The sequence below is a fragment of the Rhodanobacter sp. Soil_C_14 genome (assembly GCF_057657335.1).
Window position 1 is genome coordinate 177533 of record NZ_JBDGIQ010000003.1, and the last position, 21741, is coordinate 199273.

The following is a 21741-nucleotide window of genomic DNA, read 5'->3' on the forward strand; positions in this document are numbered from 1 at the left end:
GGTGACGATGCTACGAGGGTGGGCGCGATAAATCTAATTGATTATCGGCATCGCAACGATTGGCCTGAGCTATCAGGTGCCCTGTCCCGATCTGTGGCCGGACGGGCCTGCTTCAAGCCCGCACTTCGGCCATGCCGGTGCGCTCAGGGCGCGACCAGTCGTCCGCGCAATTGCTGGTCCACCACCGTGGCGGTGACGATGTCGCTGCCCACGTTCACCGTGGTGCGCATCATGTCCAGGATGCGGTCCACGCCGATGACGATGCCGATGCCTTCGGGCGGGATGCCGAAGGTTGCCAGCAAGCCGGCGATCATCGGCAGCGAACCGCCAGGAATCCCGGCCACCGCCACTGCGCTCAGCACCGACAGCAGCATCAGGATGGCCTGATGGCTCAAGCTGAGTTCCACGCCGAACGCCTGCGCCACGAACAGCACCACGCAGCCCTCGAACAGGGCGGTGCCGCTCATGTTCATGGTCGCGCCCAGCGGCAGCACGAAGCCGGCGGTGCTGGGGTTGAGTTTCAACTCGTCATGCGCCACCGCCAGCGAGGCAGGCAGGCAGGCGTTGCTGGAGCTGGTGGAAAACGCGGTGATCAGCAGGGCGCGGATCTGCCGGAAGTACGCCAGCGGCGAACGCCTGGCCAGGAAACGCAACCACAGCGACATCGTGCCGAACAGGTGCAGCGCCAGCGCGACGCTGCAGCCGACCACGAACACCGACAGCGCCAACAGCACGTCCACGCCGACCTTGACGATTACGCTGTAGATCATTGCCGGCACCGCGAAGGGCGCCAGTTGCAGCGCGAAGCCCACGATCTTCGTCATCAGGTCGGTGATGGTGTCCAGCGCCACCTGCACCCGCTTGCGCTCCTTCTCGCGCAACTGGGTGGCCGCCGCACCGACCAGGATCGCGAACAGGATCAGCGGCAACACGTCGCCCAGCGCATTGCGGCTGGGGCCGGCCACCGCGCCGACCAGGTTGCGCGGCATGAACATCTCCACCAGCGTGCTGAAACTCATGCTGGGCTGGGCGGCCTTGGTGTCGATCGTCTTCTGCGCGCTGCTGCCGTATTCCTGCATCAGCTGGGTGCGCGCCTGCTCGTCCAGATGATGGCCGGGCTGTACCGTGTTCATCATCACCAGGCCGATCGCCACGGCGATCAGCATGTTGGCGAAGAACAGCGCAAAGGTGCGCCCGGCCAGCGGCCCCAGCCGGTCCAGCCGGCCCAGTTGGGCCACGCCGGAGGCCAGCGAGCTGAACACCAGCGGGATCACCACGAAGAACAGCAAGCGCAGGAAAATCTGGCCAAACGGATCGAACACCGCCGAGGAGATCTTCTGCATGAAGGCCAGCGTGGGCGGATGCAATTGGCCGACGCCCAGGGTGGCCACGGCAGCGACCACGCCGATCACCAGGCCCCAGAGGATGCGTTTCGCGAGAGGAGTCGATGTGCTCATGGGTTGAATGTACGGGGCGGCGGCGGATTCGTCACGCAGGAAATTGCGGCTCGCCGCCAGCCCGGCGCCAGCCTCCGTTCGAGGCGATGGCAGGGGTGTAGGAAGGTCCAATCCCGGCGGGATGCCCCGGTGGGCTAAAATGCCCGTTTTGACGGAGGCGACATGACTCAGCCCGCATCCCCCGGTACACGTTTCCGTACGGCCGTTGCCGCCGAACAGCCACTTCAGGTGATGGGCACGATCACCGCCTACGCCGGCCTGATGGCCAAGCGCGTCGGCTACAAGGCGCTGTACCTCTCCGGCGGCGGCGTGGCCGCCAATTCGCTGGGCATGCCGGACCTCGGCATCAGCACCATGGAAGACGTGCTCACCGACGCGCGCCGCATCGTCGACGCCACCGGTTTGCCGCTGCTGGTCGACATCGATACCGGCTGGGGCGGGGCGTTCAACATCGCCCGCACGATCCGCTCGTTCGAGCGCGTGGGCGTGGCCGCGGTGCACATGGAGGATCAGGTCGGCCAGAAGCGTTGTGGCCATCGTCCCGGCAAGGAAGTGGTGCCGAAGGACGAGATGGTCGACCGGGTGAAGGCGGCGGTGGATGCGCGCACCGATCCGGACTTCGTGATCATGGCGCGCACCGACGCGGCGGCCGTGGAAGGCATCGACGCGGCGATCGAGCGCGCAGTGGCCTATGTCGAAGCCGGTGCCGACATGATCTTCCCCGAGGCGATGAAGACGCTGGCGGATTACCGCAAGTTCAAGGCCGCGGTGAAGGTGCCGATCCTGGCCAACCTCACCGAGTTCGGTTCCACCCCGTTCTTCACCACCGACGAATTGCGCGACGCCGGCGTGGACATCGCGCTGTACTGCTGCGGTGCTTATCGCGCGATGAACAAGGCGGCGCTCAACTTCTACGAAACCGTGCGCCGCGAAGGCACCCAGAAGAACATCATCGACACCTTGCAGACGCGCGAGGAGCTGTACGACTTCCTCGGTTACCACGCCTATGAGGACAAGCTCGACTCGCTGTTTTCGAAGCAGGGCTGATCCCTGCGCAAACGCATACGCCAAGCAAAAAACCGCACCCTGGAGAACCCGATGAGCGAACAAGTCCTGCCCAAGGCCAAGAAATCCGTCGCCCTGTCCGGCGTCGCCGCCGGCAACACCGCGCTGTGCACGGTCGGTCGCAGCGGCAATGACCTGCATTACCGCGGTTATGACATCCATGACCTGGCGGCCAAGGGCTGCTTCGAGGAAGTGGCCTACCTGCTGGTGCACGGAGTGCTGCCAACCTGGACCGAACTGCAGAACTACAAGGCCAAGCTGAAGCGCCTGCGCGGCTTGCCCGCGCCGGTGAAGGCCGCGATGGAGCTGCTGCCGGCCTCGACCCATCCGATGGACGTGCTGCGCACCGGTTGTTCGGTGCTGGGCACTGTGCTGCCGGAGAAGGACGACCACAACGTCACCGGCGCACGCGACATCACCGACCGCCTGATGGCCAGCTTCGGTTCGATGCTGCTGTACTGGTACCACTTCAGCCACAACGGCAAGCGCGTCGAGACCGAGACCGACGACGACTCGATCGCCGCGCATTTCCTGCATGTGCTGCACGGCAAGAAGCCCAGCGACCTGCATGCGCAGGCGCTGGACAAGTCACTGGTGCTGTACGCCGAGCACGAGTTCAACGCCTCCACCTTTGCCGCCCGCGTCATCGCCGGTACCGGTTCGGACATGTATTCGGCGATCACCGGCGCGATCGGCGCGCTGCGCGGTCCGAAGCATGGCGGCGCCAATGAAGTGGCGATGGAGATCATCGCGCGCTATCGCAATGCGAACGATGCCGAGGCCGACATCCGCGCCCGCGTCGAGAAGAAGGAAATCATCATCGGCTTCGGTCACCCGGTCTACACCGTCTCCGATCCGCGCAACGAGATCATCAAGGAAGTCTCGCGCAAGCTGTGCACCGACGGCGGCAACCCGACCCTGTTCGAGGTGTCCGAGCGGATCGAGAAGGTGATGGGCGAGGTCAAGAAGATGTTCCCCAACCTCGACTGGTTCTCGGCCAGCGCGTACCACATGATGGGCGTGCCCACCGCGATGTTCACCCCGCTGTTCGTGATCTCTCGTACTTCCGGCTGGAGCGCCCACGTGATCGAGCAGCGCCAGGACGGCAAGATCATCCGCCCCAGCGCGAACTACACCGGCCCGGAAGACCAGGCCTACGTGGCGATCGACAAGCGCTGAACCCGTGGCGGCGAATCCGGGGCGCGGCCCCGGGTTCGCCGTGTCGACCAGCGTCCCCGGAGCGGGACCGGTTCAGTCCGCTCCGGGTGGGGCCTCGATTCAGTGGTTGGCCAACCTGGCCTGTTCCCTGCGCCTGTGCACCAGCCAGCCTCCGCCGCAGATGCCGATCACGGCCAGCGCATCGACGCCGTACTTCACCCATGCGTGCGCCTCGAACCAGCTGCTCAGCAGATGGTCGTGGGTGATCATGCGGCCGGCGGTGATCGCGATGGCCGCGGCGCCGATGTACATGATGATCGGGTAGCGATCGATCAGTTTCAGGATCATCGTCGAGCCCCAGACCACCAGCGGCACGCTGATCAGGAGCCCCAGGATTACCAGCAGCAGGTGGCCCTTGGAAGCGCCGGCAATGGCCAGCACGTTGTCCAGGCCCATCAGCGCGTCGGCGACGATGATCGTGCGCAGCGCAGCCCAGAACGTGTTGCCCGACTTGATGTCCGGGCCCTGGTCGTCACCGTGGTTCAGCAGTTTCCAGGCGATCGGCAGCAACAGCAGACCGCCAACCAGCATCAGTCCGGGAAGCTTCAGCAGATAGACGACCACGGCGGTCAGTACGAAGCGGATCGCGATGGCGCCGAACGTGCCCCAGAAAATCGCCTTCTTCTGCAGCTCCTTCGGCAACCGGCTGGCGGCCATCGCAATGACGATGGCATTGTCGCCGGCCAGCACCAGGTCGAGCAGGATGATGGCCAACAGGCCGGAGAGAAAGTCGGGAGCAGCGAAATCCATCGAGGTTTCCTTGCGCGTCGGACAATGCAATGGCCACGGACGCGCGCGGCCCGTGACCACCGCAAAAGTCTCGTTCGCAGGCAACTGCTGGACGACCGGAGCGAGACCTCGCTCGTGTTGACGATCGTCGCACCGGGGCGGGACAAAGCCTGCCGCGGGAACTACTCCCTTTTGGGAAGGTGTCCGAGCATTGTCGATGCCGTCGCGCACACCAGTCAAGCCAGGCCCTTAAGGAAAATGCCTGCTCCCGCTACAATCAGTCGTCCAATGATGCAGTTCTCCCGCTTTGCCCCCATGACCGGTTTGCCATGAACAGCACTTGTCGGGCGGGAGCGCAGACAACGCATCGACCTGCGTTCAACCGGGTATTTATCTCCAGGGTTCCCCAGCATTCATGAATACTGTCTATCGCCAATCCCTTTCCGGCACGTCGCTGGACTATTTCGATGCGCGCGCCGCCGTGGAAGCGATCCAGCCGGGCGCCTATGACGCGCTGCCCTATACCTCGCGCGTGTTCGCCGAGAACCTGGTGCGTCGTTGCGATCCGGCGATTCTCGTCGAGTCGCTGAAGCAGGTCATCGAGCGCAAGCGCGAGCGCGATTTTCCGTGGTTCCCGGCGCGTGTGGTGTGCCATGACATCCTGGGCCAGACGGCGCTGGTGGACCTGGCCGGTCTGCGCGACGCGATTGCCGAACGCGGCGGCGACCCGGCCAAGGTGAACCCGGTGGTGCCGGTGCAGTTGATCGTCGATCACTCGCTGGCGGTGGAGTGCGGCGGCTTCGACCCGGACGCGTTCACGAAGAACCGCGCGATCGAGGATCGCCGCAACGAAGACCGCTTCCACTTCATCGACTGGACCAAGCAGGCGTTCGAAAACGTCGACGTGATTCCGCCAGGCAACGGCATCATGCACCAGATCAACCTGGAGAAGATGTCGCCGGTGGTGCAGGTGCAGGACGGTGTCGCTTATCCGGACACCTGCGTGGGCACCGACAGCCACACGCCGCACGTGGACGCGCTGGGCGTGATCGCCGTCGGCGTCGGCGGCCTGGAAGCCGAGAGCGTGATGCTTGGCCGTGCCTCGTGGATGCGCCTGCCCGACATCGTGGGCGTGGAGCTCACCGGCAAGCGCCGGCCCGGCATTACCGCCACCGACATCGTGCTTGAGCTCACCGAATTCCTGCGCAAGCAGAAGGTGGTCGGCGCGTACCTGGAATTCCGCGGCGAAGGCGCGGCCAGCCTTACGCTGGGCGATCGCGCGACGATCTCCAACATGGCGCCCGAGTACGGTGCCACCGCCGCGATGTTCTTCATCGACGGGCAGACCCTCGACTACCTGCGCCTCACCGGCCGCAGCGACGAGCAGGTCCGGCTGGTGGAAACCTACGCCAAGGCTGCGGGCCTGTGGGCCGACACGCTGCTGCATGCGCAGTACGAGCGCACGCTGACGTTCGACCTGTCCGCCGTGGTGCGCAACATGGCTGGCCCGTCCAACCCGCACAAGCGCCTGCCGACATCGGATCTCGCCGCGCGCGGCATCGCTGCCGAGTGGGAAGAACAACCGGGCCAGATGCCCGATGGCGCGGTGATCATTGCCGCCATCACCAGCTGCACCAACACCAGCAACCCGCGCAACGTGATCGCGGCTGCGCTGCTGGCGCGCAACGCCAATGCGCGCGGACTCACGCGCAAGCCCTGGGTGAAGAGCTCGCTGGCACCGGGTTCCAAGGCGGTGCAGTTGTATCTGGAAGAGGCGAACCTGCTGCCCGAGCTGGAGAAGCTCGGCTTCGGCATCGTCGCGTTCGCGTGCACCACCTGCAACGGCATGTCCGGCGCGCTCGATCCGGCGATCCAGCAGGAGATCATCGATCGCGATCTTTACGCGACGGCCGTGCTGTCGGGCAACCGCAACTTCGATGGTCGCATCCACCCGTATGCCAAGCAGGCCTTCCTGGCTTCGCCGCCGCTGGTGGTCGCGTACGCCATCGCCGGCACCATCCGTTTCGATATAGAGAAGGACGTGCTCGGTCTGGACGCCAACGGCCAGCCGGTGACGCTGAAAGACATCTGGCCCACGGATGAAGAGATCGACGCGATCGTCTCCTCCAGCGTGAAGCCGGAGCAGTTCCGCAAGGTCTACGAGCCGATGTTCGCGCGCACCGGCCACGCCGGCACCCGCGCCGCGCCGTTGTACGACTGGCGCCCGCAGAGCACTTACATTCGTTGCCCACCGTACTGGGAGGGCGCCCTTGCGGGTGAGCGCACGCTCGCTGGCATGCGTCCGCTGGCGGTGCTTGGCGACAATATCACCACCGACCACCTGTCGCCGTCGAACGCGATCATGCGTAACAGCGCCGCGGGCGAATACCTTGCAAGGATGGGCCTGCCGGAAGAGGACTTCAATTCGTACGCGACCCATCGCGGCGACCACCTGACCGCGCAGCGCGCCACTTTCGCCAATCCCACGCTGATGAATGAAATGGCGGTGGTCGATGGCGAAGTGAAGAAGGGTTCGCTGGCCCGCGTGGAGCCGGAAGGCAAGGTCATGCGCATGTGGGAGGCGATCGAAACCTACATGGAGCGCAAGCAGCCGCTGATCATCATCGCCGGTGCCGACTACGGCCAGGGCTCGTCGCGTGACTGGGCGGCGAAGGGCGTGCGCCTGGCGGGCGTGGAGGCGATCGCGGCTGAAGGCTTCGAGCGGATCCATCGCACCAACCTGATCGGCATGGGAGTGCTGCCACTGGAATTCAAGCCGGGCACCAACCGCAAGACGCTTGGCATCGATGGCACCGAAACCTTTGATGTCGTCGGCGTACGCAGCCCCTTGGCGGAGCTGGTTCTGGTCATCCACCGCAAGCATGGTGAACGCGTCGAAGTGCCGATGATCTGCCGCCTGGACACCGCCGAGGAAGTGCTGATCTACGAAGCGGGCGGTGTGCTGCAACGCTTCGCGCAGGACTTCATCGAGGCTTCGCAGGCGGCCTGACCGCGCGTTGTTCCGCGGGTGATGCCACAAGGCATCGCCATGCGGTTGGCGGTTGCGCCGGCATGATTTGCCGGCGCGGCACAGTCACCACAGGATCACAGATACATGGCAAAGCTCCCCCAGCTCCGCATTCCCGCCACCTACCTGCGCGGCGGCACCAGCAAGGGTGTGTTCTTCCGTCTGCGGGACCTGCCCGAGACCGCGCAGGTACCTGGCGCCGCGCGCGATGCGCTGCTGCAGCGCGTGATCGGCAGCCCCGATCCCTACGGCAAGCAGATCGACGGCATGGGTGGCGCCACCTCCAGCACCAGCAAAGCGGTGATCGTCTCCAGCAGCACCCGGCCGGATCACGACGTGGACTACCTGTTCTGCCAGGTGGCGATCGACAAGGCCTTCGTCGACTGGAGCGGCAACTGTGGCAACCTCTCGGCGGCGGTCGGTCCGTTCGCCATCGCGGGTGGCCTGGTGGATCCCGCACGCGTTCCGCACGACGGCATCGCCACCGTGCGCATCTGGCAGGCCAACATCGGCAAGACCATCATCGCCCATGTGCCGATGACCGACGGCGCGGTACAGGAAACCGGCGACTTCGAGCTGGACGGCGTGACGTTCCCTGCCGCCGAAGTGCAGTTGGAATTTCTGGATCCGGCAGCTGAGGAAGACGGCGCTGGCGGGGCCATGTTTCCCACCGGTCATCTCGTGGACGACCTGGAAGTACCGGGTGTCGGTACGCTCAAGGCGACCATGATCAACGCCGGCATTCCCACGATTTTTGTGCAGGCCGACGCGATCGGCTACACCGGCACGGAGCTGCAGGAGGCCGTCAATGGCGACGCCACGGCTCTGGCGATGTTCGAGGCTATTCGCGCACATGGCGCGCTGCGCATGGGTCTGATCAAGTCACTCGACGAGATCGCCACGCGGCAGCACACGCCCAAGGTCGCATTTGTCGCCAGGCCGGCCGACTACGTCGCATCGAGCGGCAAGCCCGTCAAGGCGGATGACATCGACCTGCTCGTGCGCGCGATGTCGATGGGCAAGCTGCACCACGCCATGATGGGTACGGCGGCGGTGGCTATCGGTACCGCCGCGGCCATTCCGGGCACGCTGGTGAATATTGCGGCAGGCGGTGGTGAGCGACAGGCCGTGCGCTTTGGTCATCCGTCGGGCACCTTGCGCGTGGGTGCGGAGGCAACGCTGGTTGATGGTGCATGGACCGTCACCAAGGCGATCATGAGCCGAAGCGCGCGCGTGCTGATGGAAGGCTGGGTGCGCGCACCCGCAGGGTGATTCCGCAGAGCGGGGCAGTGTCCCCTTCGGTGCCACCACATGCTCAGGTGGCTTCTGACAAGATAGGCATCAAGCGACAAGGATGGTTCATCCCGAGCTATGGCGGCTTTCCTGCCGTCAGGAGACCAAGCACTCATGAGTACACACGACATCCGCTCCGCCAAGCGCCCAGATCCCGACCAACCGATGGTCGACGTCGCCAACTATGTCGTCGACTACAAGATCGACTCTACCGAAGCGTACGACACTGCGCGCTACATGCTGCTGGACTCGCTGGCCACGGCGATGATGGCGATGAAGTTCCCCGAGTGCGTGAAGCATCTCGGGCCGTTGGTGCCGGGCGCCATCTTGCCGGGTGGTGCGCGCGTCCCGGGGACCCACCATGAGCTTGACCCGGCACAGGCGGCGTTTGCGATCGGCACGCAGATCCGCTGGCTGGATTTCAACGACACCTGGCTGGCGGCGGAGTGGGGTCATCCTTCGGACAATCTCGGCGCGATCCTCGCCGTGGCGGACTACCTGAGCCGCAAGGCCGAGCGTGAAGGTGGACGACCACTGACCGTACGCGATGTCTTGGGTTACGCGATCAAGGCCCATGAGATCCAGGGCTGCTACGCGCTGCTGAACAGTTTCAACCAGGTTGGCCTGGACCACGTGATTCTGGTGCGGCTGGCGTCGACCGCCGTGGCCACTGCCATGCTTGGCGGGAGCAGGGAGCAAGTCACAACGGCCTTGTCACACAGCTGGATCGACAACGGCGCCCTGCGTACCTATCGCCACGCGCCAAACACGGGTCCGCGCAAGAGCTGGGCTGCCGGTGACGCCTGCCGTCGCGCGGTGACCCACGCCATCAATGCGGTCTACCGCGGCGTGGCGGGCTATCCGTCGGCGCTGTCGGCGAAGACCTGGGGCTTCTACGACGTGGCATTCGGCGGCAAGCCGTTCGAGTTCGAGCGTCCGTTCGGCAGCTACGTGATGGAAAACGTGCTGTTCAAGATCAGCTATCCGGCCGAATTCCACGCACAGACCGCGGTGGAGTGCGCCATGCAGCTGCATTCGCAGGTGGCGGGTCGGATCGACCAGATTGAAAGGATCGCCATCGAAACCCAGGAAGCCGGTTGTCGCATCATCGACAAGACCGGTCCGCTGGCGAATTACGCCGATCGCGATCATTGCATCCAGTACATGGTGGCAGTGCCGCTGATCCACGGTCGACTGGTGGCCAGCGATTACAACGACGACGTCGCCGCCGATCCGCGCATCGATGCGTTGCGCGAGAAGATGACGGTCGTCGAAAACCCGCAATTCACCCGGGACTACTTCGATCCGGCCAGGCGCTATATCGGCAATTCGGTCCAGGTGTTCTTCAAGGACGGCAGCAGCACGGAAAAGGTTTCGATCGATTTCCCCATCGGCCATCGCAAGCGTCGCGCCGAGGGCATACCGGTGCTTCTGCAGAAGTTCGAGGCCGCGATGCAGGGCCACATGCCCGCCCACAAGGTCAAGGCCATCATGGCAGCAACCCGGGACCCCGCACAGCTGGATGCGATGCCTCTGCATCACTTCCTGGAGCTCTTCACGTTGTAAAGACGACGTGAGTGGAAAATTAACGCAGGGTCGGGCGCCGGGATGGGCATTTCTTCGTCCCTGCGTTTCCATGTTCCAGCTAATGCCATATTCCGTTCAAATCCGACTTTCCTGAATGAAACCTCACCGGTAGTTGTTCTGAATAGTGTTAATTCGATCACGGCTTAACGCTTTTGCTACAATCCCCGCCGCTTGTCGCATAAACGCCAAGCAGGGGCTTTAAAAGCTCTGAGTGACGTAGTTCAGTCTGATGCGGGACTTCCGGTCAGGGTTGAACGGACGCGAAATTCTAATAATTGAGGAGACACCTGATGAAACGTAAGGGCTTGTATTTTCTGATCGCGCTGGCCCTGGGCGGCGTAGGTGCCGTTCATGCTCAGGACGCAGCCGCTCCGGCCGACACCGCCAGCTCGATGACCTCGCCGTCCTACGACGGTCGCTGGTACATCGCCCCCACGGTCGGCGGTTACTACAACGATACCGACCGCAACACCAACAGCCGTCAGATCTACTACGGTCTGGGCGTTGGTCGTTTCATTTCGTCGAACACCTCGATCGACATCTTCGTCGATCGCACCAAGCGTGATCGCGACTCGCGAGTGGGTGGCGGAAACTGGTCCAACAATGCCGTAGGTGCAGCCGTACGCTTTTACGCGGGTGACTGGAATTCGTGGCGTCCGTATCTGCTCGCCGGTGTAATGGGGAGCTTCCACAGCGCCACCGGCACCGACAGCGGCTGGTCCCCGGCTGCCGAACTGGGTGGCGGTCTGTCCAAGACCATCGACGACAGCTCCGATTTCCGCGTGGAAGCCGGCTATCGCTATGATTGGGACAACAAGACCCAGCCCGAAATGGACGGCTACGGTGACTGGTTCCTGGGTTTCAGCATCGTTTCGCGCTTCGGCGCCCCGGCTGCCGCTCCGGCTGCTCCGGTCGCCGCCACTCCGCCCCCGGCTGACTGCTCGACGATGGACAGCGACAGCGATGGCGTGAACGACTGCGAAGACAAGTGCCCGGCCACCGCCGCTGGCACGATCGTCGGCCCTGATGGTTGCGCGCAGAAGGTCGTGATCGACCTGCGTGGCGTGAACTTCAAGTTCGACCGCCCGAAGAAGGGTGAGACGGACATCTCCAAGTCGCTGGCCGAGCCGAGCGCTGACTCCATCGCGGTGCTGAACCAGGCCGTCGATACCCTGCAGCGTTACCCGCAGGTCAAGGTGACGGTTGCCGGTTACACCGACTCGAAGGGTACCGACGAGTACAACCAGAGCCTGTCCGAGCGTCGCGCCTCGATCGTCTACAACTACCTGACCAGCCACGGCATCGATGCCAGCCGTCTGGAAGGCCCGATCGGTCACGGCGAAAGCAACCCGATCGGTGACAACGAGACCGATGCCGGTCGCGCGCAGAACCGTCGTACGGAACTGCAGGTTCAGCAGTAATCGGACCGCAGTAAATCGGCAAGGAAAAACCCGGCTTCGGCCGGGTTTTTTTTCTCCTAGGGGGCCGCAATTGAGCACATTGAGCGGTTGGGGAGATTTGGAGCGGTGGGCTTTGAGGGGGGCACCTTTCCGTTCACGATTATGACCAACGGGCTTCTAATGGCGGGATTACACCTGCTGATATCCGTGCGGGCGAATGAATAGGCGTTGGCAAGACGGCTTTTCGCTGCGGTGAATATGCCCGATCACCACGAATCCACAAACAGTGGTACGCGCACATCCATCGTGGGCGTCGGCTGACATCATCTGGCGCGTCGCCATGTCACATTCCTTTCCGGTCGGGTACGGCATTCGCTGGCCGGTCAGCGGCACGTTTTCGGGCCTCACTGGAAGGGGAGTGATTGTGATGGTGACGATCCTGCTGAAGCCATTGGCAAACGGGGGCTGGAGCATCTGCCGCCATCACATCACCTTGTTCAGTGATCTGCAGCTGGGCGCTGCGATCAAGCTTGCACGCGAAATGGCACGGGACGAGTTTCAGCGCCTTGGCAGGGAAATTCGCGTAGAGATGCCCGGACCGATCTCCACCCTCGTTCTGGCGAGTTACACCCATGGCGCGGCTACGCTCGCGCAGGGGACCACCGGTCAGGGCCGGGGTGTGCTGGCCGCCTGAGCCTGTTGACGGATTCGGACACGCTGACTGCAACGCGCGGAGGGGGAGCGCGCGGCTGGACTGGCCGGGCGCAAGGATCGCGCCGGCGGTTCATGGGCCATGAGGCCACTTGCATTGGCGTACCATGCAGCCTAATTTCAAGCAGCCCTACCAAGGAGGGAGTCAAGTGATCAATGTGGTCCTGGTGGACGATCACGAGCTGGTGCGCACCGGCTTTCGAATGATCCTGCAACAGCAGTCGGACATCCACGTTGCCGGCGAGGCGGGCACCGCCGAGGAAGGGTTGCGGCTGATCCGCACCCTGAGTCCGGACATCGCCCTGGTCGACGTGCACATGCCGGGCATGAGCGGGATCGAGCTCACCGAACGCGTGTGCCGGTCGAAACTGTCCACGCATATCGTGATCGTGACCGTCGTGGACGATGCGCGTTTTCCCAAGCGCCTGCTTGACGCGGGGGCACTGGGCTACCTGACCAAGGGGTGCAGTGCGGACGAACTGGTTTCGGCGGTACGCCAGGTTGCCGGCGGCAGGCGCTATCTCGCCCCGGCCGTTGCCCAGCAACTGGCCCTGGCCACCCTCGATGGCAGCGCTTCGCCCTTCGATACGCTGTCCAGCCGCGAGCTGGAGGTGGCGATGATGCTGGTTCGGGGCAAGCCGCTGACGATGATCGGCGAGCAGCTCAATTTGAGTCCCAAGACCGTTTCCACCTACAAGCAGCGATTGATGGAAAAGCTCCACGTGGACCACGTGCTGAGCCTCGCCCATCTGATGACGGTGCATGGCTTGATCGATACGCCGAATCACCACGTGGGCAACTGAGGCCCCCGGCAACGGAAGCCCCGATGCGAGGCAAAAAAACCGGACTTTCGTCCGGTTTTTTTATTGCTGCAATCAGCCTTGCGCGTCGCTCTTGTCGTGCGGGACTGGTGCAGGTTCTTCCGTGTCTTCGATGGCCTTGTCCGTCACCGTGACGTGACGGGGAGGCATGCCCAGCAGGTCACCTTGCTTGGGCATCGGAAGGGGAGCGGACACAGCCTCGGTGGCGGTCGCCGGCCCGGTCTGCCCCGCCGCCACCAGTGATGCGGCCGTGCTGGGTGCCGCCGCCGGCTTGGGGCTGGTCGAATCAGTGTTCGGGAAACCGGAGGCCACTGGCGCAGCCGACGTGGGCTTCTCGACCGGAGCCGCCCTCACCGTGGGGGCGGGCGCTGTCACCGCCGCAACCTCGGCGGTGGTTTCTTCGGCAGGCCGTGCCGCCGGTGCGAGGATGGCGTCACTTGAAGCAACCGCGTGCGTGGACGGCTGGCTGACGGCTGGCGTCACCGCTGGTGCTTCAACAGCCACGAACCTTGCTTCGGGCGAAGCTTCGACGTCAACGGTTCCCGTCAACGTCTTTTCCTGGTCAGGCTTGGCTGCCAGCGTGCTGGATGGGGCCGTTGCGGGCCTGGTTTCGGCCACTTCAACCTTGACGGCATGCTGATCGGTGCCGCTGTTTGCCGGAGCCGGTTCGTCCTGGAGCGGAATCGGCGGCAGCGCGGGCAGGTTGAAGGCAGTTGCTGCGCTGATCACAGCCGCAGGTGTCTCCAGCTTCGACTGGCCTTCTGTCACACCAGACGCAGGGCTTTCATGGGTCGGGCGAGCCGGTGCCTTGGCCTGATCCGCGGCGCCAGTCCTGACGTTGGCGGCATCCGTGGACACGCGTTCGGCAACGCCTGCCTTAGTCTCGACGGGCGTGGGCGCCAGGGCGCTTTCCTCGCGGTCCTCGTCGTCCAGCGCCTCGGCCTGCTCGCTGCTGATATCGGTTCCATTGGCACCGGCTTCGTCATGACGACGGCGACGACGGCCACCGCGCCGACCGCGCCGACGCCGCGACTGGGCACCTTCGGTATCCGCCGCGCCTTCTTCGGACGAGGGCACCGGTGCCTCGGCAACGGGCGTCACCAGCAACTCGGCTTCCTTGGCCACCTCGTCCATCGGGGCCGCAACAGGACGCTGGTTTTCCACGACGCGCGGCTGGCGCTCAACCTTCGGCTGCTGTTGCGGATTGGGCTTGCGCTCGGCACGGGGCGGAGCGTTCTCGGCCGGCGCCTTGGGCTGGCGTTCCGCCCTGGCAGACTGGGCTTGCGCCTGCGGTGCCGGTCGCGACTGGGATTCGTTGTTGCGCTGACGATTGCTGCGCGCCTGCTGCTGAGCTGCCGACTTCGGCGAGCCTTGCGGCGGTGTCGTTTCGCGACGTGGCTGGCGGGCCGGCGTGGCATTGGCGCCGTTGCCGTTGCGGTTGCCGCGTTCGTCGCGACGACTGCGGTTGCCGCTCTCGTTGCCGCTGTCGCTGCGCGCCGGAGCAGGGGAGGTCGCCGCCGGCGTCTCCGGACCGCGGAACCAGCCCAGCAAACGGGCAATGACGCCGCCGGCGGGCGCACTGCGCGTTGCCGTGGGTTCTGCCGGGCCGCGACGGGGCGCGGTCGGCCGGCTGGGCGCCGGGGCGGCCGCGACTTCCTCGCGCACCGGGGCCGGGCTTGCCGGAAGCACGCCGCTGACTGCCGGCTGCTCACCGCTGCCAAGGGCCTGGCCCATCTTCGGCAATTCGGCGGTTTCCACCGCGGTCAGCATTTCGTAACTGGGCTTGCTGTGCTCGCCCATGTCCGCTTCGCGGATGCGCTGGATCTCGATGTGCGGGGTCTGCAGCTTTTCGTCGGCGATGATCATCACGTGCACCTTGTGGCGCAGTTCGATCTCCACCACGCTGGCACGCTTCTCGTTGAGCAGGAAGTTGACCACGCTGGAAGGCGCCTGCACCAGCACCTGGCCGGTGTTGTCCTTCATCGCGTGTTCTTCGATCAGGCGCAGGGTCGACAGCGACAGCGATTCCACGCCGCGGATATGGCCGTGGCCTTCGCAACGCGGGCACGTGATCTGGGTCGCTTCGCCGAGGCTGGGGCGCAGGCGCTGGCGTGACATCTCGAGCAGGCCGAAGCGGGAGATGCGGCCGATCTGCACGCGGGCGCGGTCAAGCTTCAGCGCTTCCTTCAGGCGGTCTTCCACCTCGCGCTGGTGGCGCGGGCTGTCCATGTCGATGAAGTCGATCACGATCAGGCCGCCGGCGTCGCGGATGCGCGCCTGGCGGGCGATTTCCACCGCGGCCTCGCAGTTCGTGTTGAACGCGGTTTCCTCGATGTCGCTGCCCTTGGTCGCCTTCGACGAATTCACGTCGATCGCGGTCAGCGCCTCGGTCTGGTCGATCACGATCGAGCCGCCCGACGGCAGGCGCACCTGGCGGTCGAACGCGCTCTCGATCTGGGTTTCGATCTGGTAACGGGTGAACAGCGGGGTGTCGTCGCGGTAGAGCTTGAGCTTGCGCAGGGCGTTCGGCATCACCTGCTGCATGAAGTCGCGAGCGTCGTTGTAGAGCGACTCGTCGTCGATCAGGATCTCGCCGATGTCGCTGCGCAGGTAGTCGCGCAGGGCACGGATGAACAGCTTCGATTCCTGGTAGATCAGGAACGGCGCCTTCTGCTTGCCGGCCGCCTCGGAGATCGATTTCCACAGCTGCAACAGGTAATCGAGATCCCACTGCAGCTCTTCGGCATCGCGACCCAGGCCGGCGGTGCGCACGATCAGGCCGACATCGTCCGGCACGGTGACGTGGTCCAGCGCTTCCTTCAGGGCCTGCCGGTCTTCACCCTCGATCCGGCGGGACACGCCGCCGGCCTTCGGGTTGTTCGGCATCAGCACCATGTAGCGGCCGGCCAGGCTGATGAAGGTGGTCAGGGCGGCGCCCTTGTTGCCACGCTCTTCCTTTTCCACCTGCACGACGACTTCCTGACCTTCCTTGATCAGTTCGCGGATGTTCGCCTTGTGCGGGTCCAGGCCGTTGGTGAAGTATTCGCGGGAGATTTCCTTGAGCGGCAGGAAACCGTGGCGTTCGGCGCCATATTCAACGAAGCAGGCTTCCAGCGAAGCCTCGACACGGGTGATTCGACCCTTGTAAATATTGGACTTTTTCTGTTCCCGCGAAGGGATTTCGATGTCCAGGTCGTACAGGTTCTGGCCATCGACAATGGCCACGCGCAACTCTTCACGCTGAGTCGCGTTGATCAACATACGTTTCATGGTGGTAATCCTCGGCTTGGCCGCGCGTCGCGTGCCGCGGTGGCGCCACAGTGGCGGCCTGCCGGGGATCGCGCCGCTGCAGTTAAGCGGCAAAAAAAACGGCACCGTTTCCGGCGTCGGGATGATTCGGTCAGCTGCGCCTGCCGCCCCGATGCCGCAACGGCATCGGACAAACGACGGCCCAACCGTTACGATGAAAGGGAGTCGCGACCGGTCGCCAGAAGGCAACCGGGGCAATCCTCGCCGACGTTACGGGCGGGCACTCGACCCGATCCAGACTTCGATGGGCAGAATGTAGCGCCCGCCGAGTATCCTATTTCAGCAGGTTTTTTTCAATGCAGACGGCAACTTCCCATGACGCACCTCACGGTGTACGTCAAGTCGAGATCGGTCCCGAACGGGACGGTCAACGCATCGACAACGCGCTGGTGACCCTGCTCAAGGGCGTCCCCAAGAGCATGATCTATCGGCTTTTGCGTACGGGTCAGGTGCGCGTCAACGGCAAGCGGGCCAAGCCCGATACCCGTCTCGCAGAGGGTGATACGCTGCGCATCCCGCCGGTTCGAGTGGCCGAGAGGCCGGAAGGACATGCCCCCGCCGGAGGGCTGGTTGCCGCGGTCGCCGATGCGGTGATCTTCGAGGACAAGCATTTCCTGGTGATCGACAAGCCCTCGGGCGTGGCCAGTCACGGTGGCAGCGGGGTCAGCCACGGCGCCATCGAACTGCTTCGCGCGGCCAGGCCGCAGGAGCATCTGGAACTGGTTCATCGGCTGGATCGCGATACCAGCGGTGTGCTGGTCTTCGCCCGGACTCGCGCCGGGCTGACCGGTCTGCAGGCGGCGATCCGCGCCGGCGAAGTCACCAAGCAGTACCTGTGCCTGATGCTCGGCCACCCGTCCAAGGCAAAGTTCGACGTGAACGCGCCGCTGTTGAAGTCGGTGCTGCAGGGTGGTGAACGCATGGTGCGGGTGGCCGACAGCGGCAAGCCGTCGCTGACGTTCTTCCGCGAGATGGAGCAGTACCCCAGCGCGCGCCTGATGCAGGCCACCCTGGGCACCGGCCGCACGCACCAGATCCGGGTGCATGCGGCACATGTCGGCCATCCGCTGGCCGGTGACCCGAAGTACGGCGACCGCGAAATGAACAAGCGCTACCGCGAGATGGGGCTGGAACGGCTGTTCCTGCACGCCTCGCACATGAGCTTCGACCTGGATGGACGGGCCTACAGCTTTTCCGCGCCGCTGCCCGATGACCTGAAAAACTTCCTCGACGTCCTTGCCGTCAAGGGCAAGCGGCTTGTCTATACCCGCGACAAGTCGCGCACCGACTACTGATCAGCGCGCCAGCAGCGCCTCGACCCGCGCGGCGCAGATGAAATCGTTGAGGGACAGCCCGCCCACGTCATGGGTCGACCACAGGACCCGGCAATGGCCGTAGCCAGCTTCCAGATCCGGATGATGGTCTTCATGGTTGGCCATGTAGCCGACCGCGTTGATGAAACCCAGGGTGTGGTGAAAATCCTTGAACGTGAAGTCCTTCACGATGGCCCGGCCGTCGTCCGCCAGGCTCCAGCCTGGCAGTTGTTGCAGCAGGTCGGTGATCTCGGGCGCCTGCAGTGCGTGTTCCTTGCCCTTGCAGGGCTGGCAATGTCTGGTCGAGAGCTCGTTGGCGTTCATGCAGTCTCCATCGGTGTTCGGAATAGCGGAGGCGAAGCGTCGAAGTTGTGCGCGCAAAAGTCAAAGCGCGCATGAAACCTGAAACAGGACTAAAATGGTGCTGTTTCGTCGGCACCGGTTGGCCGGCATCGACATGGGCGGTTCTGGAGCAGGCATGATTGATATTTCCGAGCGTGCGCAGCAGCACTTTCTGCGCCTTCTCTCACAACAGGGCATCGAAGGGCTGGGCATCCGCCTGCGGGTGACTTCGCCCGGTACGCCCGCGGCAAACTGCGAACTGGAGTTCTGCGAGCCCATCGACCTGGCTGGTGGAGAATGGACGATCGAGTGCGCCGGTTTCGATTTTCATGTGGATGGCGAAAGCGCCAGCTGGCTTGATGGCGCTAGCATCGACTTCGAGCCGAATGCGACTGGTGGCCAGCTCAATATCCGGGCACCGAAGATCAAGGGTGACATCCCAGGCGCAGAAGCGGGACTGATCGAGCGTGTGCGCTACGTGCTGGAGGCCGAGATCAATCCCAAGCTCGCGTCGCACGGTGGCCGGGTCAACCTGCTGGAGATCGACGCCAATGGCGTGGTGCTGCTCCAGTTCGGTGGTGGCTGCCATGGCTGCGGGATGGTCGACGTGACCCTGAAGCAGGGGGTCGAAAAGACCCTGCGCGAGCGGGTGCCGGAAATCACCGCGGTACGTGACGCTACCGATCACGCCGGCGGCGAGAAGCCCTATTACAGCAAGGCCGAGGGCAAATCCGCGGTTGCCTGAACCGGTCGGTGTGTCATGACGAAAAAGGCCCGCTTGCGCGGGCCTTTTCGGACGGAAGAGGGAATCGACTTACTTGTCGCCGCCGATGTGGCCCTGCAGGGTGTCGAGCTTGCTCGGCAGTCCCGAAAAATACGCGGACACGTCTTCGATGTCCTGGTCGGAAAGCGTGGCAACCATGCCCTTCATGATCGGGTTGTCGCGATCGCCATTCTTGTATTCGTGCAGCACGCGCTGGAGATACAGGTTGTACTGTCCTGCCAGGCGAGGGTACTGGGGGTCAATCGAGTTGCCATCGGTACCGTGGCAGGCGAAGCAGGTTGCAGCCTTCTGCTTTCCGTTCTCGGCATTGCCATTGGCCAGCAACTGGGTGGACGCGAACGCCAGCACGGCGCCGACGGAAAGCAGGGTAAGCACACGGTTCATGCGTGAAATCCTTGGCGACTACTTGGCGAGACTGGAAAGATAGGCGGCGATGTTCTGGATGTCCGCATCGGACAGGCTCTGGGCCTGCGCATCCATGGTGGGATGCTTGCGGTCGCCAGCCTTGTAACCATTCAGCGCGTTGACGATGTACTGCTCGTTCTGGCCGGCGATCTTCGGCACCGGATACTGCGGATAGGCATTGGTGTAACCGGGCACGCCATGGCAGCCGGCGCAGGTATAAACCAGCTTGCGGCCGGCGGCCTTGTCGCCTTCGGCGTGGGCGCTCGCGGTGGCGAACAGGGCAGAGGCCACAACCAGGCCCAGCAAATGCAATCGAGTCATCGAGGTCTTTCCCACGAGTGCGACGGATACGGGATCTTGCAAGCCACCAAGTATAGACGTTGCGTTAACGACCTAACAACACTCAGCTTGACGATGGTCAAGGATTGCACGGCTCGCATGCGGTACATCGGCCGGGCATTGGTGTTGCGTGCCGCGTCCCCATATACTTGGGGTGTCAGATCGTTTTCCCCGGGGGTGTCCTGGCTTCGACGGGGGTAGTGAGATGACTTGGTGCATGCCGAGGGGGCAGCTTTCCTCGTTAATCCAGCAGCAAACTCATAGTTGCCAACGACGACAACTACGCTCTCGCCGCTTAAGGCGTAAGCCCCGAACCCACTTGTGCTCATGCTCGTCGGTGTAGGGTCATTATCATGAGATCGCCGAACGCTGCCGCCTGGCGGTTCTAGGCTAAATCAATCAGGCTGGTTCCGCGGTGCGTTTTGCCCACCGTACTTGTCGCGGAACGAGATCGAACGGCGAGCTAAGCATGTAGATCCGGGCATTTAACGCCTTCGGACGCGGGTTCGACTCCCGCCACCTCCACCAATAAAAAACCCCCGAGCGATCGGGGGTTTTTCTTTGGTGCCTGCCGCCGTTTTCAGGCTGCGCGATTGTGCGACCGCATGGTGCGCTGCTTTTCGATCTGCCAGTCGCGCTGCTTCTCGGTATCGCGCTTGTCGTGTTCCTGCTTGCCGCGGGCCAGGCCGATCTCGACCTTCACCTTGTTGCCTTTCCAGTACATCGCGGTCGGCACCAGGGTGTAGCCCTTGCGTTCGACGGCGCCGACCAGTTGGTCGATCTCCTTGCGATGAAGGAGCAATTTGCGCGTGCGCCGGTCCTCGGCGATGACATGGGTGGAGGCACTGATCAGCGGGGGGATCGAGGTGCCAACCAGGAATATCTCGTTCTTCAGCACCACCGCATAGCTGTCGCCGAAATTGATGCGGCCCGCACGCAGTGCCTTCAGTTCCCAACCCTGCAATGCGACGCCGGCTTCGAAGCGCTGATCGATGTGGTACTCGAAGCGGGCGCGCTTGTTCAGCGCGATGGTCCCGCCACCCTTGTTGTCCTTGTCCTTGTTCTTGGCCATGTCCGCTAAACTTCGGGCCTCTGGGCGGCCGCATTGCCCGTCGTTCCCATCGGAGCGACGCTTTGTTGAGATTGCGTCCAGGCAGGACGCTCACTTGATCTTTCGCATTCACGGATGAATACACAAGCCGAAGAGGTTGTCGTGATCGAAATCCGCCGCAGCGCGCTGGTGAAATATTCGCCAGCGCAGATGTTCGACCTGGTCAATGAAGTCGAAGCATACCCAAAGCGCTTCTCCTGGTGTGCCGGTGCGGAAATTCTGGAGCGCTCGGAACATGTGCTGGTGGCGCGACTCGATCTCAAGTTCGCGGGCTTCCAGCAGAGCTTCACCACGCGAAACACGATCGACCCGCCACGGCGTCTGCAGATGGATCTGGTAAATGGGCCGTTCCGCAGTCTCGAAGGCGTATGGGATTTCATCGCGCTGGGCGAGGCGGGATGCAAGGTCGCATTTGCGCTGGATTTCGATTACGCCGGTCGGCTCGGCGGCAGTGCCCTGAAGCTCGGTTTCCAGGGGTTGGCCGGGCGCATGGTCGATGACTTTTGCCGGGAGGCGGGGCGCGTTTATGGGTGAGGCCACGATCCGGGTCGAAGTCATTTGCGCGAGGCCGGAGCGTGCCCTGCGGCGCCGGATCGATCTTGCCCAAGGTGCCACGGTGGCCGAGGCCATTGCCGCTTCGGGGATGGCCGAGGCACTCCCCGAGGGCACGATCAGTTCCGAACGCCTCGGCCTGTTTTCCCGCAAGGTGGCGCCAGGTCACGTACTGCGTGACGGCGACAGGGTCGAAATATATCGCCCCTTGCTGCTCGATCCGATGGAGGCACGTCGGCGACGCGCCCGTTGAGCCATGTGCAGCCAGGCCGTCGGC

The 21741-nt window shown here is 63.9% G+C and carries 19 protein-coding genes and 1 other RNA gene; 13 read left to right on the forward strand and 7 right to left on the reverse strand.

The window, feature by feature from the left end; all coding sequences use genetic code 11:
• Positions 1-143: 143 nt before the first annotated feature.
• The gene (locus AC3A56_RS09375; protein ID WP_082542683.1) at positions 144-1457 is read right to left on the reverse strand and encodes a dicarboxylate/amino acid:cation symporter; all 1314 of its coding nucleotides are present in this window, start codon (positions 1455-1457) and stop codon (positions 144-146) included.
• A 162-nt stretch (positions 1458-1619) separates the two neighbouring features.
• On the opposite strand from AC3A56_RS09375, the gene prpB reads away from it, so the two are divergent.
• Both prpB and prpC read left to right on the forward strand, forming a co-directional pair.
• Positions 1620-2504 (forward strand): methylisocitrate lyase, encoded by an 885-nt coding sequence (gene prpB, locus AC3A56_RS09380; protein WP_487770131.1) that lies wholly within the window; start codon positions 1620-1622, stop codon positions 2502-2504.
• A 51-nt stretch (positions 2505-2555) separates the two neighbouring features.
• A complete protein-coding gene (gene prpC, locus AC3A56_RS09385; RefSeq protein ID WP_487770132.1) occupies positions 2556-3701 on the forward strand; it encodes a bifunctional 2-methylcitrate synthase/citrate synthase in 1146 nt (381 codons plus the stop codon).
• A 99-nt stretch (positions 3702-3800) separates the two neighbouring features.
• On the opposite strand, the gene AC3A56_RS09390 is transcribed toward prpC, so the two are convergent.
• Positions 3801-4490, reverse strand: a complete 690-nt coding sequence (locus AC3A56_RS09390) for a TerC family protein (RefSeq protein ID WP_056717595.1) — start codon at positions 4488-4490, stop codon at positions 3801-3803.
• Between the two features lie 394 nt (positions 4491-4884).
• Here AC3A56_RS09390 and acnD point away from each other — a divergent pair, with 394 nt between their 5' ends.
• The 6 genes from acnD (at position 4885) to AC3A56_RS09420 (ending at position 13291) form a co-directional block, all read left to right on the forward strand.
• Entirely contained in the window at positions 4885-7479 is a 2595-nt protein-coding gene (gene acnD / locus AC3A56_RS09395) for a Fe/S-dependent 2-methylisocitrate dehydratase AcnD (protein WP_487770133.1), read from the forward strand.
• A 105-nt stretch (positions 7480-7584) separates the two neighbouring features.
• A complete protein-coding gene (gene prpF, locus AC3A56_RS09400) occupies positions 7585-8769 on the forward strand; it encodes a 2-methylaconitate cis-trans isomerase PrpF (RefSeq protein WP_487770134.1) in 1185 nt (394 codons plus the stop codon).
• Between the two features lie 135 nt (positions 8770-8904).
• Complete coding sequence (locus AC3A56_RS09405) at positions 8905-10356, forward strand: bifunctional 2-methylcitrate dehydratase/aconitate hydratase (protein ID WP_487770135.1); 1452 nt, start codon at positions 8905-8907, stop codon at positions 10354-10356.
• 311 nt (positions 10357-10667) lie between these two features.
• Positions 10668-11798 carry an OmpA family protein gene (locus AC3A56_RS09410; protein ID WP_487770136.1) on the forward strand — a complete coding sequence of 377 codons (1131 nt, stop codon included), beginning with the start codon at positions 10668-10670 and terminating at the stop codon, positions 11796-11798.
• Positions 11799-12204: 406 nt separating this feature from the next.
• Positions 12205-12471, forward strand: coding sequence for a hypothetical protein (locus AC3A56_RS09415; RefSeq protein ID WP_204111436.1), 267 nt, complete (start codon positions 12205-12207; stop codon positions 12469-12471).
• 166 nt (positions 12472-12637) lie between these two features.
• On the forward strand, positions 12638-13291 hold the full coding sequence (locus AC3A56_RS09420; RefSeq protein WP_056718622.1) for a response regulator: 654 nt from the start codon (positions 12638-12640) through the stop codon (positions 13289-13291).
• A gap of 72 nt (positions 13292-13363) precedes the next feature.
• Here the strand turns inward: AC3A56_RS09420 and AC3A56_RS09425 are convergent, their stop codons facing one another.
• The gene (locus AC3A56_RS09425) at positions 13364-16579 is read right to left on the reverse strand and encodes an Rne/Rng family ribonuclease (protein WP_487770137.1); all 3216 of its coding nucleotides are present in this window, start codon (positions 16577-16579) and stop codon (positions 13364-13366) included.
• 335 nt (positions 16580-16914) lie between these two features.
• Between AC3A56_RS09425 and AC3A56_RS09430 the strand changes: the two genes are divergently transcribed.
• A complete protein-coding gene (locus AC3A56_RS09430) occupies positions 16915-17913 on the forward strand; it encodes an RluA family pseudouridine synthase (RefSeq protein WP_255358015.1) in 999 nt (332 codons plus the stop codon).
• On the opposite strand, the gene AC3A56_RS09435 is transcribed toward AC3A56_RS09430, so the two are convergent.
• Entirely contained in the window at positions 17914-18255 is a 342-nt protein-coding gene (locus AC3A56_RS09435) for a 4a-hydroxytetrahydrobiopterin dehydratase (RefSeq protein WP_487770138.1), read from the reverse strand.
• Between the two features lie 154 nt (positions 18256-18409).
• Between AC3A56_RS09435 and AC3A56_RS09440 the strand changes: the two genes are divergently transcribed.
• Positions 18410-19018, forward strand: coding sequence for an NfuA family Fe-S biogenesis protein (locus AC3A56_RS09440; protein ID WP_487770292.1), 609 nt, complete (start codon positions 18410-18412; stop codon positions 19016-19018).
• Positions 19019-19087: 69 nt separating this feature from the next.
• Here AC3A56_RS09440 and AC3A56_RS09445 read toward each other — a convergent pair whose 3' ends face one another.
• Entirely contained in the window at positions 19088-19441 is a 354-nt protein-coding gene (locus AC3A56_RS09445) for a c-type cytochrome (protein WP_056718618.1), read from the reverse strand.
• Between the two features lie 18 nt (positions 19442-19459).
• Positions 19460-19783: a c-type cytochrome gene (locus AC3A56_RS09450; protein ID WP_487770139.1), complete on the reverse strand. Its 324-nt coding sequence runs from the start codon at positions 19781-19783 to the stop codon at positions 19460-19462.
• Between the two features lie 191 nt (positions 19784-19974).
• On the opposite strand from AC3A56_RS09450, the gene ssrA reads away from it, so the two are divergent.
• Positions 19975-20329: a transfer-messenger RNA gene (ssrA, locus tag AC3A56_RS09455) on the forward strand.
• A gap of 52 nt (positions 20330-20381) precedes the next feature.
• Here the strand turns inward: ssrA and smpB are convergent.
• Positions 20382-20873 carry an SsrA-binding protein SmpB gene (gene smpB / locus AC3A56_RS09460; protein WP_056765104.1) on the reverse strand — a complete coding sequence of 164 codons (492 nt, stop codon included), beginning with the start codon at positions 20871-20873 and terminating at the stop codon, positions 20382-20384.
• 141 nt (positions 20874-21014) lie between these two features.
• On the opposite strand from smpB, the gene AC3A56_RS09465 reads away from it, so the two are divergent.
• A complete protein-coding gene (locus AC3A56_RS09465; RefSeq protein ID WP_056718641.1) occupies positions 21015-21446 on the forward strand; it encodes a type II toxin-antitoxin system RatA family toxin in 432 nt (143 codons plus the stop codon).
• Complete coding sequence (locus AC3A56_RS09470) at positions 21439-21717, forward strand: RnfH family protein (RefSeq protein WP_487770140.1); 279 nt, start codon at positions 21439-21441, stop codon at positions 21715-21717. Before AC3A56_RS09465 ends, AC3A56_RS09470 begins: the two co-directional genes overlap by 8 nt.
• Positions 21718-21741: the final 24 nt, after the last annotated feature.

Coding starts and splice junctions, on each gene's coding strand:
- AC3A56_RS09375 (WP_082542683.1), bottom strand. CDS start 1,457: ATGAGCACATCGACTCCTCTCGCGAAACGCATCCTCTGGGGCCTGGTG.
- prpB (WP_487770131.1), top strand. CDS start 1,620: ATGACTCAGCCCGCATCCCCCGGTACACGTTTCCGTACGGCCGTTGCC.
- prpC (WP_487770132.1), top strand. CDS start 2,556: ATGAGCGAACAAGTCCTGCCCAAGGCCAAGAAATCCGTCGCCCTGTCC.
- AC3A56_RS09390 (WP_056717595.1), bottom strand. CDS start 4,490: ATGGATTTCGCTGCTCCCGACTTTCTCTCCGGCCTGTTGGCCATCATC.
- acnD (WP_487770133.1), top strand. CDS start 4,885: ATGAATACTGTCTATCGCCAATCCCTTTCCGGCACGTCGCTGGACTAT.
- prpF (WP_487770134.1), top strand. CDS start 7,585: ATGGCAAAGCTCCCCCAGCTCCGCATTCCCGCCACCTACCTGCGCGGC.
- AC3A56_RS09405 (WP_487770135.1), top strand. CDS start 8,905: ATGAGTACACACGACATCCGCTCCGCCAAGCGCCCAGATCCCGACCAA.
- AC3A56_RS09410 (WP_487770136.1), top strand. CDS start 10,668: ATGAAACGTAAGGGCTTGTATTTTCTGATCGCGCTGGCCCTGGGCGGC.
- AC3A56_RS09415 (WP_204111436.1), top strand. CDS start 12,205: ATGGTGACGATCCTGCTGAAGCCATTGGCAAACGGGGGCTGGAGCATC.
- AC3A56_RS09425 (WP_487770137.1), bottom strand. CDS start 16,579: ATGAAACGTATGTTGATCAACGCGACTCAGCGTGAAGAGTTGCGCGTG.
- AC3A56_RS09430 (WP_255358015.1), top strand. CDS start 16,915: ATGCAGACGGCAACTTCCCATGACGCACCTCACGGTGTACGTCAAGTC.
- AC3A56_RS09435 (WP_487770138.1), bottom strand. CDS start 18,255: ATGAACGCCAACGAGCTCTCGACCAGACATTGCCAGCCCTGCAAGGGC.
- AC3A56_RS09440 (WP_487770292.1), top strand. CDS start 18,410: ATGATTGATATTTCCGAGCGTGCGCAGCAGCACTTTCTGCGCCTTCTC.
- AC3A56_RS09445 (WP_056718618.1), bottom strand. CDS start 19,441: ATGAACCGTGTGCTTACCCTGCTTTCCGTCGGCGCCGTGCTGGCGTTC.
- AC3A56_RS09450 (WP_487770139.1), bottom strand. CDS start 19,783: ATGACTCGATTGCATTTGCTGGGCCTGGTTGTGGCCTCTGCCCTGTTC.
- smpB (WP_056765104.1), bottom strand. CDS start 20,873: ATGGCCAAGAACAAGGACAAGGACAACAAGGGTGGCGGGACCATCGCG.
- AC3A56_RS09470 (WP_487770140.1), top strand. CDS start 21,439: ATGGGTGAGGCCACGATCCGGGTCGAAGTCATTTGCGCGAGGCCGGAG.